Source organism: Streptomyces sp. 12E (genome assembly GCF_055633275.1).
Genome location: NZ_JBVNCJ010000001.1, coordinates 4,338,979 through 4,354,283, shown reverse-complemented (window position 1 = coordinate 4,354,283; position 15,305 = coordinate 4,338,979). Strand labels below are relative to the sequence as shown.

Annotated in this window: 8 protein-coding genes and 1 pseudogene; 7 read left to right on the top strand and 2 right to left on the bottom strand. The window is 71.2% G+C overall.

The annotated features are described in order from the left end of the window. Positions 1 to 210 precede the first annotated feature (210 nt). The 6 genes and pseudogenes from ACZ8ZB_RS20245 to ACZ8ZB_RS20220 all read left to right on the top strand — a co-directional run bounded on the left by ACZ8ZB_RS20245 (position 211) and on the right by ACZ8ZB_RS20220 (position 4,027). The gene (locus ACZ8ZB_RS20245) at positions 211 to 507 is read left to right on the top strand and encodes a hypothetical protein (RefSeq protein ID WP_470739094.1); all 297 of its coding nucleotides are present in this window, start codon (positions 211 to 213) and stop codon (positions 505 to 507) included. Then, on the top strand, positions 507 to 971 hold the full coding sequence (locus ACZ8ZB_RS20240) for a hypothetical protein (protein WP_470739093.1): 465 nt from the start codon (positions 507 to 509) through the stop codon (positions 969 to 971). The genes ACZ8ZB_RS20245 and ACZ8ZB_RS20240 overlap by 1 nt, the downstream gene beginning before the upstream one ends. 180 nt (positions 972 to 1,151) lie before the next feature. Next, positions 1,152 to 1,604, top strand: coding sequence for an ATP-binding protein (locus tag ACZ8ZB_RS20235; protein WP_470741536.1), 453 nt, complete (start codon positions 1,152 to 1,154; stop codon positions 1,602 to 1,604). Positions 1,605 to 1,847: 243 nt separating this feature from the next. Then, entirely contained in the window at positions 1,848 to 2,726 is an 879-nt protein-coding gene (locus ACZ8ZB_RS20230; protein ID WP_470739092.1) for a helix-turn-helix domain-containing protein, read from the top strand. A gap of 46 nt (positions 2,727 to 2,772) precedes the next feature. Then, a pseudogene (locus ACZ8ZB_RS20225) lies at positions 2,773 to 2,955 on the top strand (hypothetical protein); the annotation flags it as partial. A gap of 250 nt (positions 2,956 to 3,205) precedes the next feature. After that, entirely contained in the window at positions 3,206 to 4,027 is an 822-nt protein-coding gene (locus ACZ8ZB_RS20220) for an SAM-dependent methyltransferase (protein ID WP_470739091.1), read from the top strand. A gap of 59 nt (positions 4,028 to 4,086) precedes the next feature. Here ACZ8ZB_RS20220 and ACZ8ZB_RS20215 read toward each other — a convergent pair whose 3' ends face one another. Further along, on the bottom strand, positions 4,087 to 5,268 hold the full coding sequence (locus ACZ8ZB_RS20215; RefSeq protein WP_470739090.1) for an endo-1,4-beta-xylanase: 1,182 nt from the start codon (positions 5,266 to 5,268) through the stop codon (positions 4,087 to 4,089). A 261-nt stretch (positions 5,269 to 5,529) separates the two neighbouring features. Here ACZ8ZB_RS20215 and ACZ8ZB_RS20210 point away from each other — a divergent pair, with 261 nt between their 5' ends. Then, positions 5,530 to 5,976 carry a DUF5959 family protein gene (locus ACZ8ZB_RS20210; RefSeq protein ID WP_470739089.1) on the top strand — a complete coding sequence of 149 codons (447 nt, stop codon included), beginning with the start codon at positions 5,530 to 5,532 and terminating at the stop codon, positions 5,974 to 5,976. 46 nt (positions 5,977 to 6,022) lie between these two features. Here ACZ8ZB_RS20210 and ACZ8ZB_RS20205 read toward each other — a convergent pair whose 3' ends face one another. Further along, entirely contained in the window at positions 6,023 to 15,109 is a 9,087-nt protein-coding gene (locus ACZ8ZB_RS20205) for a DNRLRE domain-containing protein (RefSeq protein ID WP_470739088.1), read from the bottom strand. Positions 15,110 to 15,305: the final 196 nt, after the last annotated feature.

Here is a 15,305-nt window from a genome sequence, read left to right as displayed (position 1 = left end):
GCATTCGCAGTTGTTGCCATATGCGCCATTACCGTCACGACTCCGGGAGTCGCCTTCGCGGATTCTCCGGAACCCGCGCCGTTGGATGTCTGCGACGGAGGATGGAAGACCGACATCTATGCCCAGTCGAGGAAGCACCTGGGCAAGGGACCGATCTACAAGGACGGCCCCGGGGGGACCATGGTTCTGACACGGGTGAAGTCGGGATCCGTGGCGACCAAGATCACGGCCGGCGGAGGAGTCTCCGTCAGCGGCATCGTGGCCGAGGCGAAGGCCGAGGTGAGCCGCGAGTCGGTCAAGGAAGTGTCCTGGGAGACGCAGCACCAGTACCGGCGCGACATCAGCCGCAACAAGTACGGCAACGCGCAGTTCGGCTCATGGGGTCACCACGTCAAGTGGCAGAAGTACTACCAGCTGCCCGACTGCAAGAAGACCCAGATTTCGTACGGGGAGGCTGACGTCGCCAACAAGACCGTCGAGTTCAAGTACTGGGAAACGAGTTCCTGATGCGATCCAGTCGTGCGGCCTTCGTCACGGCAGCCGTCCTGTGCGGGTTGCTGACCTCCTGCACGGGCGAGGACAGCTCGGACAAGCCCAACGTTCCGGACCCGAAACCGTCCCAGTCAACCGTCGCGCCACCTCCCCAGGAGCCGCTGACCGCCCCCGAGGTGGACGCCGGATACGAGGAAATCCTCTCCGAAGGCCCTCATCGCGGTGTCCGGCAATTCGGCACGATAGAACTACCGAAGGGGGAATCCTGGATCAAGGTGAACTGCATTTCACGTTCGAAGCCGGTTGATCTGGAGATCTCCCTCGAAGGCATCGGAGGGTTCTCCCTGGGGTGTTCCGGTGTGGAGGTGGAGAAAAACGCGAATCAGATGAATCTGAACTCGCCGCGCAAGCTCCACTTCACCGTGGTGACGGAGGAGTCCGTTCGCTGGTATGTCAGCATCCAGGTTCCCAAGCGGTGAGCCCGGGCAGCGAAGCCGGCTTCTCCAGCCGCTGAGCGGCAGTCGGACAGAGGGCTCGGTGCAGGCACCGAGCCCTCTTCGCTCCCCCGCGCCGACAATGCCGACAACCTCGGACACATCACCGACAGTGACGGTACGCGCCTCCTTAATCACGCATGGCGACGGATGCGAGTCATCACTCTGAATGCCGTGCATCAGGAAACCGCCGGCATCACGGCTCAACCGACCAGTTCCTTCCCCCACTTCAGTGTGCTGCTGTCCGCCACCCCGCGCAGTGCCCGCCTCGCCCGCCTCCTCGCGGACGCCCAACTCCGCAGCTGGGGATACGACTCGGACGCCGCGCGCCACGTCGTGGCCGAACTGGCGGCCAACGCCGTCACCCACGGTCGCGTTCCGGGCCGGGACTTCCGTCTTGATTTCTACGTGGTGGACCACACGCTCCGTATCGAGGTCACCGACACGCGCGGTGAACGCCTGCCCGAGCTCCAGCCGCCCTCCCCCGACACCGAGTCGGGCCGCGGCCTGCTTCTCGTGGAGGCGCTCGCGGACCGCTGGGGCGTGACCGAGGACCGCTTCCCGCGCAAGACCGTCTGGGCCGAACTGCGCCTTGCATCACCGGAACCCGGGATCTGAAGCTCCGGTGCCGTCGGCGCCTTACCAAGCAAGGACATGAGGGGAAAGAAACCCCACCAAGCCCCACCCTTTCCCGCCCGAGGAGCGTGATCACTCGGGCGGGTGAACATCACCGGCTCAGCTGGATTTTCGGACCCCCAACGCCTCTACGCTCAGCGCACACAGCCGAAAAGACTTCGGCCCCCGCCGGGACTGGCATCCCGGTGCGAGGGCCTGACCACCCAGGAAGAACGGACCTTCCCGATGGATACCCAAAACCCTAGCGCGCCCCCGCGCCCCCGGTCAGCCCCCGCCGGCAAACCGACCCGGCCGCGTCACCACACCGGCGGCGTCATCCACGAGAACACCCGCCACACCACCCGCTTCGTGGTGATCGGCAACCACCTCACCCAGCACCCCGAACTGTCCCTGGTCGCCATCGGCCTCGCCTGCCACATCCAGTCCCTGCCCACCGGCGCCCCCGTGGACATCAAGAGCCTGGCCGCCCGCTTCAAAGAAGGCACCACCTGCATCGCCGCCGCCCTGCGCGAACTGGAGACCCACGGCTACCTCCGCCGCGAACGCGTCCGCACCCCTGCCGGCCGCATCATCACCCGCACCACCTCCTGCAACCAGCCCGGTCACCGACGCCAGGCAGCCCCCACCGACTGCCCCGCCCCGCAACCCGGACCGTCCAGGGAGCGCACACCCCAGCCCCGCCCCCGCAAGGCCCTCCCCACCGTCCCCCGACCCGGCTGCACCACCCCGGCCCTCCTCCAGCAGGCCACCGACCTCCTCACCGGCCTGCGCCGCCACGACCCCCGCCTCCTGCTCTCCGCCACCGACACCGAGCACCTGGCCCCCGGAGTCGCCGCCTGGCTGGAACGCGAGGTCACCCCCACCGCCGTACGCCACGCCCTCACCAACGACCTCCCCGGCGAACCCCTGCACCGCCCCGCGGCCCTCCTCGCCCACCGCCTGACCGCCCGACTCCCACCCCCACCTCCGTTCCGCGCACCGGCCACCCCGCCCCCGGTCCGCCACCCGCTGCGCAACTGCGACGGCTGCGACCACGCCTTCCGCGCCCCCGAAACCGAAACCCGCTGCCCCGCCTGCCGCACGACCGCTTCACCCACTCACTGAGCGGAGAGGGAACACCACGATGTTCGCGCCTCAGTACCCCAGCCGCCCCGTACGAAGCTGGGTCCTGACCTGGGCGCGGGACGTCGAGATCGCCCGCCGCCCCGACCTCGCCGCCCGTCACGCCCGCGCCAGGAGCGGCCTGGAGCACGAGGACGCGGCGACCGCCCGAGAAGCCCTGCGGGAGCTGACCGCGGTCCTGGACGAGGCCATGAAGGCAGTCCCCGCTTGAGCCGGACCCGGGAGTACGCCTTCGGCGCCGAGGAGAAGCCGCCCGCACGGCCGCGCGCACGAAGAGGGCGCCCCGCAGGGCGGCGACATCACCGTGCGCGGCGGGATGTTCGCCCATCAGATCGTCGTACGCGGCGAACGCGTCCACGTCGCCCAGGTCACCTCCGGCGCATCGCGCCGGTCAAGGCCCGGCTATCGTGGCGATCACGACCGGAAAAGGTCAACTGCCGCGCGGAACAAGGGGAATCGACGTGGACCAGCAGGACTCCGCCATGGGCGCTCCGGTACGGATCGACACCAACAAGCCGCATCCCGCGCGGATGTACGACTGGTTCCTCGGCGGCAAGGACAACTACCCGGTGGACGAGGAGCTGGGCAGGCAGCTCGTGGCGTTCGCGCCGCCCATTCCGGTCATGGCGCGGATGAACAGGGCGTTCATGCACCGTGCCACCCGCTGGACGGCCGACCAGGGCGTGCGCCAGTTCCTCGACATCGGGACGGGCATCCCGACGGAGCCGAACCTGCACCAGGTGGCCCAGGAGGTCGCCGCCGACGCGCGGATCGTGTACTGCGACAACGACCCGATCGTCCTGGTCCACGCCGAGGCGCTGCTGCGGGGCACTCCCGAGGGGGCCGTCGACTACGTGCAGGCGGACGCCCGTGACACCGCCGCCATCGTCGAGCGCGCCCGCAGGACGCTGGACTTCGAGCGGCCGGTCGCGCTCTCCCTGATCGCGCTGCTGCACTTCATCGGCGACGAGGACGGGGCGTACGAGCTGGTGGAGCAGCTCAAGGAGGCGCTGGCGCCGGGCAGCTACCTGGTCATGTCGCACCTCACGCCCGACTTCCACCCGGAGGAGGCGTCGAGGAAGGTGATCGACCTGTACCGGGCGGGCGGGCTCACCATGGACATGCGCAGCCGGGACCGGTTCGCCCGGTTCTTCGAAGGGCTGGAGGTCGTCGACCCCGGCATCGTGGCGGCCGAGGAGTGGCACCCGGAGCTCGGGGAGCCGGTCCCTGGCCAGGAGGGCGTCCACAGTGGGGCGTACGTGGCGGTGGCCCGCAAGGCCTGAGCCCTCGCGGAGCAGGACTGCGGGGCCGCCCCGGTCGGGGGCGGCCCCGCCGGGCGTTCTCAGCCCTTGCCGTGCTTGTGGTGCTTCCCGTGCTTCTCGCAGTCGTCCTCCCGGGCGGCCTCCTTCAGCGTGTCCCGCAGGGCGTAGAAGGCGGGCTTGCGGGCGTAGTCGTCGGTCATGACGTTCGCGAAGCCCTCGCCCTCGAAGAACACCGGCACCCACGAGTACTTGTCGGTGAAGCCCCAGATGGTGAACGAGTTGCAGCCGTCGACGGCCAGGCACGCCTCGAGCGTCCGCTGGTAGTAGTCGGCCTGCTGCCGCTCCTGCGCCTCGGTGGGCACACCGCCCTCGGGGACGTCCATGCGGACGTCCAGCTCGGTGACGGCCGTCTCCAGGCCGAGCGCGTCGAACCGGCGCAGGTTGTCCTCCAGGTCGCCCGGGAAGCCGTACCGCGTGCTCAGGTGGCCCTGGACGGAGAAGCCGTGCACGGGCACGCCCTGCTCGAGCAGGTCCTGTACGAGGGCGTAGTAGGCGTCGCTCTTGGCGTTGACGCCCTCGACGTTGTAGTCGTTGAAGAACAGCTTCGCCTTCGGGTCGATCCGGTGGACCCACCGGAAGACGTCCGCGACGATGCCCGGACCCAGCTCGCGGATCCAGATGTTGTCCTGGGTGCGCAGGTTGCCCTGGTCGTCGAAGATCTCGTTGGCGACGTCCCACTGCTGGATCCTGCCGGCGTAGCGGCCGACGACGGTGGTGACGTGCTCGCGCAGGATGGTGCGCAGCTCCTCCTTCGAGAAGTCGCCCTCCTCCAGCCACGCCGGGTTCTGGCTGTGCCACAGCAGGGTGTGGCCGCGCACGACCTGCTTGTTGCGCTTGGCGAACTCGACGATCGCGTCGGCCTGCGCGAAGTCGTAGCGGTCCCGCTCGGGGTGGATGTAGTCCCACTTCATCTGGTTCTCGGGGGAGACCGAGCTGAACTGGCGCCCCAGGATCTTCCGGTACTCCCTGTCGTGCGTGAAGGGGTCCGGGTAGTCCTGTTCCAGGTGGTGACCGCCGCCTGCCACGGCGGTCCCCACGACGAAGCCCTCGGGAGCGGCCGAGCGCAGCCGGTCGGACGCGGCGTGGGAGTGCGGCGCGGGCTTCTTGCCGGCCGACGGGTCGGCGGCGGCCGAGCCCGTCATGAGCGGCAGGGTCAGGGCGGCGGTGGCGAGGGCCACGGTGGCGAAACGAATGGATCTCATGCGGGGAGTCTCATTCCGTCGTCGTTCGTTCTCGAATGTTTCGAAGTCAGTGCCGAAACATTAGGGATGGGCGGACGCTAAGGTCTGGTCGAACGGCGCGTCAATACCCGTGCACCACCACGTCCGCGCGAACGACCGGCCGGGCGACAGGCCCGCGCCACCCCTCACCCCGCCCCTCCCACCCCGCGCCCGTGCACCTCCCCGTCCTCGCTGTACAGTTCCTGACCCGACGAAGTCCCCGCGACGGAAGGAGACACCGCAGTGTCCGATTCCCCACCGATCGACCTGGTTTCCCTGTCGGACGAGGACCAGAGCGTCACCGTGCGCGTCCTTCGGGCGGAGAACTTCTCCGGGGGTGAACAGGACGACACCCTGATCGCCGAGATCGGCGTCTCCAGCGCGTTCGTGAACGGGCGTATCGATCTCTATCTCAACGCCTACGACCTCGACAGCTGGACCGAGGTGCTGGATTCGGTCGCGTCCGGGCGCACCGCGAGCTGGCTGGAGAGCGGCCGGTCACCGCGCCTCACCCTCACCCCCGCCGATCTCAGCGAAAGCGAATGCACGGAAGTGAGCGTCCACGACGTCACCGCTTCCCAGATCCATGTCACCGTGCCGATCGCGGCACCGCCCGACTGGATCGAACGCCACCGCGCCCTGCTCGCCGCCCTCAGGAGCCGATTCCCTCTCGCGCAGGAGCCCCTGTAAGGACCCCTGCGCGAAGCCGGCGCGGGCCGGGGGCCGCCCCGGCCCACTACCGGCCCGTGGGCGTGTTCTTCACCACCTTCATTTCGCTCGTCCCCTTGTTGCCTATCGCGATCAGGGTCGTCTGGTACGGGACCAGCTCCGAACCGTCGTACTGCGGAACGGCCAGGTAGTAGATCCGCTCACCGCCGGCGATGTGCTTGGCGATCCCGTCCTCGAACTGCTTCTGGATCACGGAGTTGGGAATCGTGTACTGCGGGACCAGATTCCGCAGTTCCTTTCCGCTGCCGCCGAGCTGACGTCCGATCAGATGGCCCCGGGCAAGCCCCCTCTTGTAGCCCGGAGGGTTGTACTTGCCGTTCCGGACGGTGTCACTGCCCACGATGTCGGTGTCCTTGTCATCGGCTGCGGCACCACGTCCCGTCAGCTTGATGGCGTCGCGCTGGAGACAGCCGACCGCGCCCGTGGCCCGGTCCAATTCGTCGCGCGGGTGGTAGTAGATCCAACTGCGCTTTCCGGACGTGCAGTTCTTCTGCTGGTCGTCCCAGTTCTTGACGAACCGCGCGAATTCCGCCTTGTAGGACTTCCCCTCCGCCAGACGGGGGAACAGTTTGAAGTACTCGCGGATCTGCTCGTCCGTGAGCTTCAGGTCCTTCCGTGCCCGGGTGAGGGAGTCGTCGACGAACTTCCTGTGCGCCTTGTCCGTCGAGGTGCTCGAGACCGGCCGTGCGGCTTCCTTGCGCAGCGCGTCCGCGATCATCTCCGCCCACGGGGGCGGGGGCGGCGGGGGGCCGAAGTCGGCACAGGCGTAGCCGCACGGGCCGGCGCCCGTACCGCCGCCCGTACCGCCGCCTCCGCCGCCCGACCAGTAGCCGGTGCGCACGAGGTAGCTCTTGCCCTGGCCCTGCCGGGCCGGGCTGACGACACCTCCGCGGTACGGGCCGGTGGAGTAGTCGTTGTAGTGGTGGACCGTGCCCAGGTGGGTCTTCGGCTTGTCGGTCAGGCTCCGGTACAGGTCGTACGCGTCCCAGGCCCAGCCGATCGGCCCGAGGGCCTTCTTCCCGCCGAAGCGCAACACCTTGCCGGGGTTCTTGACGACCCAGCGGACGCCGGACTTGGCGGCGTTGCCCGCCGAGTTGGCGTAGCGCTCCAGCTGGTTGATGCCGTCCTCGATGTACCGCGTGGGGATGCACACGCCCCAGAGGCAGTTGTCGTGTCCGCTGGGGTCGGTGTTCAGCAGCGGGCTGCCGTTGCCGTACCCGTACCGGTTCGCGTTGATCGACGGGAGCGGGTTCAGGGTCCAGGAGTCCCGGGCGGAGAAGCCGCCCGTGGCCGGGTCGTACCAGCGGGCGTGCATGTTGACCTGGCCGGTGTCCGGGTCGGTGTACTCGCCCTGGTAGCCCAGCGGGCCGGTGCTGCCCGAGGCCGCCGTCACCTCGCCGAAGGGCGAGTAGCCCGTCGAGCCGGCCACGGCGCCCGTGGCCGCCGTGAAGGCCCCGATGACGTCGCCGTGCACGTCCGACAGGAGCGCGGCCGCGTTCGTGCCGTCCGCCCCGGCCGAGGACAGGGCCTCGCCCGACGGGTCGCGGAAGACCAGGCCGGCGGCCGTGGCGACCGGGTTGTTGGACTGGTCCGCGTACGCCAGCGTGTCGTCGCCCTGCCGCACCAGGCGGCCGAGCGCGTCGTACCCGTACGCCGTGCCGTCCGCCGAGACCATCCGGCCCAGCGCGTCGAAGGCGAAGGAGTGGCTTCCGCCCGCGTCGCCGCTGCCGGTGCGGTTGCCGCGCGCCGCGTACGTGTACGTCGCGTCCCCGGCCGACAGCAGGCGGTTGCGCGCGTCGTACGTCGCCGTCGTGTCGCCGGCGGACGTGCGGTTGCCCGCCGCGTCCCAGGTGTAGTCGGTGACCGTGCCGCCGACGCCGGTCCAGCTGGTCAGCCGGCCCGCCCAGTCGTAGCCGTAGGACTGGGTGCCCGCGCCCGCCGTGCCGGTCGTCGTCTTCTCGACCAGGCGGGAGGCGTCGTCGTAGCCGTACGCGACCGAGGCCGTCGTCGTGCCGCCCGGTGCCTTCAGGGTGTCCGAGGTGGGACGGTCCAGGACGTCGTAGCCCAGCGCGCGCGTCGCGCCGGTGCCGCCGTACGCCACCGACGTCAGGCGGGAGGCCGTGTCGTAGCCGTACGTCTGCGCCGCCTTCGTCAGCGGATCGGCCGCCGTCCTCAGGCGGCCCGCGCCGTCGTAGCCGAAGGTGGCCTGTCCCGCCTCGTCCGTGCGGGCGGTGAGGCGGCCCTCCGTGTCGTAGGCGAAGGACGCCGTGCCGGACGGGCCGTCGGCCGACAGCAGGTTGCCGCGGTCGTCGTAGGTGTAGGTGTTGGTGCCGCCTGGCGCGCTCGCCGAGGTGAGCCGGCCCAGCGCGTCGTAGCCGAAGGCGTCCGGCGTGGTCGCGGCCTCCGCGCCCGAGCCGGTGGCCCGGGTGAGACGGCCCAGCGCGTCGAAGGCGCGCTCGACCGCCACCCCGCCCGGCTGGAGCTCCCGCACCGGGAGCCCGGCCGCGTCGTACACCGTCGTCCAGGTGCGGTCCGCCGCGTCCGGGTGGGCCTGGGTGGAGGGCTCCACCACCGACTCCAGGGCGCCGCGGCTGGTGAAGTCGTACCAGGTGGTGTTGCCCCTGCCGTCGGTCAGGCGCGTGCGGTTGCCCGCCGCGTCGTAGCCGTACGTGGTCGTGATCGACGTGTCCGCGTCCACCGGCTCGACCAGCTTCGTCAGCCGGCCCAGCGCGTCGAACGTCTGCCGGACGGAGTGGCCGAGCGCGTCCGTGACCGTGACCGGGTTGCCGGCCTCGTCGTAGGAGGAGGACGTGGTGCGCAGGACCGTGCCCGCGCCGTTCTCGTCCCGGACCTCGGTGGCGCGGCCCGCCAGGTCGTAGGCGGTGCGGGTGGTGCGGCCCTGCGGGGTCGTCACCGTCGCGGGCAGGCCCGTGGGGCCGTAGGTGTAGGCCGTGACGCCGCCCGCGGTGTCCGTGGCGGTGAGCGGGTCGCCCGCCGCGTTGTACGAGCCGGAGGCGGTCAGGCCCGTCGGGCTCTTCGTCGAGCGCAGGTTGCCGGCGTCGTCGTAGGTGTACGTCGTGGTGAACGCGCCCGGTGCCGGGCGCCGTTCGACGACCGTGGACGTGGCCTGGCGGCCGAGGTCGTCGTACGTGGCCTCGGTGCGGGCGCCGGTCGGGCCGGTGGCCGACAGCTGCTCGCCCAGCAGGTCGTAGGTGAACGTCGACACCGGGGTGGCGGCGCCGTCCCCGGGGGCCGGCAGGGTCACCTTCGACAGGTTGCCGAGCTGGTCGTAGGCGTAGGACGTGGTCCGGCCGAGGGCGTCGGTCTCGCTCACCAGGTTGCCCGCCGCGTCGTAGGCGCTGGTGACCTCGCCGGGCAGCGGGTCCGTGGCGCCGGGCGGGGTGTAGGCGGGCAGGGTCGTGCTCGTCGCGCGGCCCGCGCGGTCGTACGCGGTGTGCGTGACGCGGCCGTTCGGGTCGCGCACGTCGGTCGTCTCGCCGAAGGCGTTGTAGCCGACGGTGGTGGTCGGGCGGACGGTCGCCGCCGGGGACTGCCGGGTCTCGGCGGTCACCGGGGCGCCGCGCGTGACGACCGGGCGGCCGAGGGCGTCGTAGGTGTGCCGCGTGGTGTGCGCGGCCGGGTCGGCGCCGGTGGCGTTGCCGCGCGGAGAGGTCTCGGCGACCACCAGGCCCCGGTCGTCGACCTCGTAGGTCGTGACCAGGTCGGCGGTGCCGTTCTCCACCGTCTCCTTGATCAGGTCACCGGTGGCGTTCCGCTCGTAGGTGACCTTCTCGGCGCGGGTGCCGCCGGTGCCGGTGAGGGTGGCGGTGCGCACCGCGCCGCCCGCGTCGTAGGTGTAGGCGGTGCGGCGGGCCAGGCCGGAGGGGTCGAGGACCTCGGCCGTGGTGCGTCCGGCGGCGTCCACCTCGTAGGCGGTGGTGACCTTGCCGTTGCCGGTGGTCTCGCGGACCAGGTGGCCGGCGGCGTCGTACGTCCGGTCGCTCAGCACCAGGTCGCGGGTGGATCCGTCCGGGTCGTGGAAGCCGACCAGGATCTCCCGGGCCTGGAGGCCGTCGTCGTAGTAGGTGAAGCGCGTGGTGCGGCCCATCGCGTCGGTGTGCTCGGCCGGCCGGCCGGCCGGGTCGTACGCGTAGGAGTCCAGGACGACGTCACGGGCGGCGGAAGGGGCGTTGGGGTCGCCCGTGAAGCCGGCCAGCGTGACCGTCGCGAGGGAGCCCGTCGCCGTGTACGTGTACCGGAACGTCCGGTCGCCCGGCAGGGTGCGGCTGGTCTGGCGGCCGTAGGCGTCGTACGCGTAGGTCTCCTCGCCGCCCTCCGGGTCGGTGAGCGAGGCCAGGCGGCCGTGGGCGTCGTAGGCGCGCTCGGTGGTGCGGGCGGCGTCTTCGCCGAGGAGGTCGGCGACGGTCTCCGTCAGCACCCTGCCGTCACCGTCGTACGTGTACGTCGTGCGCGCCCGGTGGTCGGTGTCCGTGACCTGGTTCGTGGTGACCGGGCCGGTGACCGTCAGCGGGCGGGACTCGCCGTCGTACGTGGTGGTCGTCGTGACGCCGTCGGGGTACGCGTCGGAGATCACCGTGCTGCCGGTCTCGCGGCCGAGCGCGTCGTAGGCGTACTCGGTGACGACGCCCTTGGGGTCGGTGACCTTCGCCAGGTCGCCGGCCGCCGTGTACTGGCGCCGGGTGACCGCGCCGCGCGCGTCGGTGCTGGTGGCGAGCAGGCCGGCCGGGGTCGTGCCGCCGCCGGCGGCGGGCTCGGTGCCGTCGGTGAAGGTGAAGGACTCGGTGCCGGCCGGGGTGGTGGTCGAGGTCCGGTCCCCGGAGGCGTCGTAGCCGTACGACGTCTTGTAGGTGTCGTCGGTCGCGCTCGCCGAGCGGGCGTCGCGTACGGCGGTGAGCTGGTCGTTGCGCGGGTCGAGCGGGTCTTCGGGGTTGTGGAAGTAGCTCGAGTACGAGGTGTGGCAGGTGTCCTCGTCGCCGGTCTTCCGGCACGTGGTCTGCGAGACGCGGTTGCCGCGCTCGTCGTTGCCGAACCGGGTGACGGAACCGTCGGGGCCGGTGGTGGCCGCGAGGTAGCCGCCGGTGTCGTAGGCGAAGCGCGCGGTGTGGCCGGCCGTGTCGGTCTGGGCGGTCAGCCGGTTGCCCTGCAGCGGGTCGTAGGTGTAGCCGGACGTGCGGTCGTCGGGGTCGGTGACGGTGACCGTGAGGGTCGGGGTCCCGTCGACGGCCTGCCGGTCGTCGGTGGCGGGCTGGTCCTCGGTGCCGGTGACCTCCAGGCCGGACAGGCGGTACGTGCCGCCGTTGGCGTCCGTGTAGGACGACACGCGGTCGTGCACGGTGTCGTAGGCGACCTCGGCGTGCACCCGGCCGCTCGCCCGGGTCACCTCGGTGAGCTGCTGGGCGACCTGTGCGGAGGCGTGGTGCTCGGCGACGGTGCGGGCGCCGAGGGGGCGGGAGTAGACCGCGGCCTCGTCGATGTCGCCGGCGAAGTGGCCGACGGTGCCGGCGGTGGCGGGCCAGTCGCTCCAGTAGCCGGCGCCGAGGTAGACGAAGCGCTGGTCGTACTGGGTGATCTCGCCGCTGAGACTGCCGGCCTTCCTGCCGTCCAGGTACAGCGTCTGGGTGTTGCCGGCGGCGGTCAGCGCCGCGTGGTGCCAGGTGCCGTCGTTGACGGCGGCGGCGGAGGTGATGGGCGCGTCGGTGCCGTTCCAGAACTCGCCGCGCAGCTTGCCGTCGGTGCCGACGTACAGGGCCGGGGTGTACGTGCCGGTGGTGGCCTCCTCCAGGGTGTGGTCCTGGTAGCTGAGGAGGACACCGCTGCCGGTGGTGCGGAACCACAGCTCGGCGGTCAGGTACGGGGTGTCGGTGACCAGCTGGTCCGGCAGCTGCACGTAGGACGTGGTGCCGTTGAACGTGGCCGCCGTGTCGGGGCTGCCCGCGAGTGCGCCGGGGGTGCCTAGCCGGACGTCACGGTAGGTGCCCGCGTGCTCCTCGCGGCTCAGCGGAAGGTCGTCGGCCGCGTCGGTCGCGCCCTCCTTCTCGTCCAGGCGCCAGTAGGAGAACGGGCCCGCGTCGTGCACCACCGTGCGGTGGTGGGAGCCGTCGCCGTAGCCGTAGGCGGTGCAGGCTCCGAGCTCGTCCTCGGGGCCGCAGACCAGGGTGAGCCGGTCGCCGGAGTAGGTGTACGTCCAGGTCAGCGGGGAGGCGCCGGCCTTCGGCGGGTCGGTGCTGACCGTCGCGACGTGGCCGCCGGACCAGGTCAGGTGCAGGGTGCGGCCACCGGTGGCGGTGACCTCGGTCAGCTCGCCGGCCGTGTCGTACGTGAGGGTCTGGGTGCGGTCGCGGTAGTCGGTGACCCCGGTCAGCCGGCCGTCCGCGTCGAAGACGTAGGTGGTCTGCTCCTTGTCGGTCAGCTTCCAGCCGCCGCCGCTGACGGCGGTCAGGGTGGAGAAGCTGCCGTACGGGGGCGCGTAGCTGCCGTCGGGGTTCTTGCCGAAGCGGACCTGGCGGCCCTCGGGCAGCGTGGCGACGACGTTGCCGGTTCCGTCGCCGTCCGGCGTGATCCGCATGTCGTAGCGGGTGGACCAGCCGGCGCCGAAGGCGTTGTCGGAGCGCGGGTCGCGGCTGTTGTAGGTGCGGGTGACGGTCAGGCCTGGACCGGCCGTGGCCACCGTCGCGTCGGTGTCGGTGGTGGTGTAGTTGCCGATGCCGGGGTCGACCTCACGGCCGTCGGCTCCCAGGCCCTGGCTGCCCAGGTGGGAGGTGATCGCGGGCTGCTCGACGGCCGTGGTGACCGAGTGGAAGGGGCTGAGCGGGGTCGGCAGGCCGTTCTCGCGGGCCTTGACGCGCCACAGGTACTGCTTGCCCCAGGTGAGCTTCCCCGTGGGCACGTTCCAGGTGCGCTTGGTCAGCCAGCCCGAGTTCGCACAGTTCACGGGCGCTTCGGGCGTACCCGCACAGATCTCGAACCAGTGCTCGATCTTCGCCCCGGAGGGGTAGTGGTCGATGCTCTCCGTGTCCATGAACAGCGCCGGGGTCAGGCTGCCGACCTGGCCGCCCGGGTCCGGGTACACGGCCGTGACGCGCGGGCCGACGTCCTGGGAGGTGACGGTGACCGTGACGACCGGAACGTCCTCGCTGGAGAACCACTTCTGGTCCCGCAGCCGTTGCAGATCGAAGTTGACCTTGTACTTGCCCGGCGGCAGCGGGGGTATCCGGGCGCTGAGCGTGGTGTCGTCGCCGGGCGTGAGGCGCTCGTTGAGGCGGGTGAAGGCGACCTGGCCCTGGAGCGCGCCCGTGTCGTAGTCGCGGACCCGGGCGCCGAGGCGGACCTCGTTCCAGCCGAGCGGCTCCCAGGTGAAGTCGCCGAGGTTCTTGACGTTGACGTCGATCTCACCGCTCTGGCCGCCGGTGAGCGGGGCGGTCTGGGAGCCGACGGTGTACTTCGCGCCCCAGGCGCTGTGGGTGACGGCCAGGTACGGCTTGTTGGCGGAGTTGGCGCTGCCGAACCGCTTCCAGGGACCGGAGGTGTCGAAGTCGGCCCACAGGGCGAGGCCGTGGTTGGTCTTCGACCCGTCGACCCAGCCCTGGACCAGGTCGACGCCCTTGCGCCCCAGGTCGAGGACGCGCCACTTGGAGCCGCCGCAGTTCTCGCCGTACGCGAAGGAGGCGGAGGCGATCAGGTCGTCGAAGCTCGGGGGGCGGTTGTTCCAGGTGACCGTCGTGGAGCTCCAGGAGCCGGTGACCTGGTGGACGGTCATCTTCTGGGCGGTGCAGCTGGAGGACCAGACGTTGTAGAGGCCGAGGTCGGCGTTGAGGATGTAGCGGTTGTCCAGTCTGCTGGTGACGTTGTCGAACTTCAGGTAGCTGATGGCCCGGTTGGTGCCGGCGTCGTAGCTGCCGACCTTCAGTTCGTCGTCGCCGGCGAAGTTGCTGTCGGGCCAGGTGTCCTGGACGAAGGAGTCGCCGTTGTCGTCGATGTCGTCGACGCTGGGGTCGACGCGCACGGGGTAGACCCGGTCGGGCGAGTCCAGCCAGGCCTCGTCGAGCAGGACCTCCAGCGACCAGCGTCCGTCGCTCTCCACCAGCCGGTAGTCGACGTCGCCCGACAGGGCGGGGCCGCCGGTCTCCGGGTCGTGGGCGGAGTCCTCCATCCACCCCTTGGGGATGACGGCCTGGGCCTGGCCCTGCGCGTCCTTCAGCAGGACGGCGCCGTGTGCGTCGAGCGACGGGGTGAGACCGTCGAGGTGGAGCGGGAAGGTCCAGGCGCGGGGTGCGTCCGGCGAGTTGAGGACGATGGTCTCCTTGACGGCGCCGTGCGCGGCCTCCAGGACGATGTCGGAGTCAGGGCGCACGTCCTCGTAGTGCGCGGCGTCGTCCCGCACCTCGGCCGTGGTGCCGGTGGCCCCGGACAGGCCGAAGCCGACCTCGTGGCGGCCGCCGTCGACCTTCAGCGTGGCCAGGGCCGGGTCGTCGCCGCGGGTGGCCAGGGTGAGGCCGGTGTCGTCGGCGGCCGCGGCGAGCCGGTCGCCGTCCGCCCGTACGTCCTTCGGGGCGCCCTTGGCGTCGTCGGCGGGGACCAGCGAGGTGTCGATCTCCCGCCAGGCGCCGTCCGCGTCCCGGTAGTGCACCTGCTCGGTGTAGACGCGGGTGGTGCGGGTGCCGTCGGGGTTGCGGAACTCCTTGGAGGTGGCGGTGCGTTCGCCCGTGTCCTCGACGCTGTGCCCGGGGTCGTATCCGGTGCTCCCCCGCTCCTCGTCGGCTGTGACCACGGGCTCGAGCGCGGGTGCGGTGAGCTTCGGCTCGACGGGGGTGAAGCCGGGACCGGATTCGTGGAGCGGCAGGGCGTTGTGATCAGCCGCCAGGTCCGCGGGGTCGGCCGTGCCGCGTCCGTTCGCGTCCGTGCGCCCGGAGCCGACCTCGTGCTTGCGCCCGGCCGCCGTACCGGTGCGCTGCTCGGGCGGGTCGGCGTCGGGCCAGGGCGCGGCCGAAGCGGTCCGCACGAACGGCGTCAGCGCGGGCGGCGGCAGCAGGGCGGCGCCCAGTGCCAACAGCACGCTGCCGGACGTCAGGGCCACGGCCCGCGCGGGACGCCCCGAGCGGCGGCGCCGGAGACCCACGAAAGGACGGAGGCGGGGGCGGCTGGGCACGGAACTCCTCGAAACCACAAGGCCGATCGCCCGCACGCGGGGACGATCGGCCGGAAGCAGGGGACCGGGCGCACTCGTCACCGAACGGGGAGAGGAACCCGGGCGGCGTACACGCTAGATGATC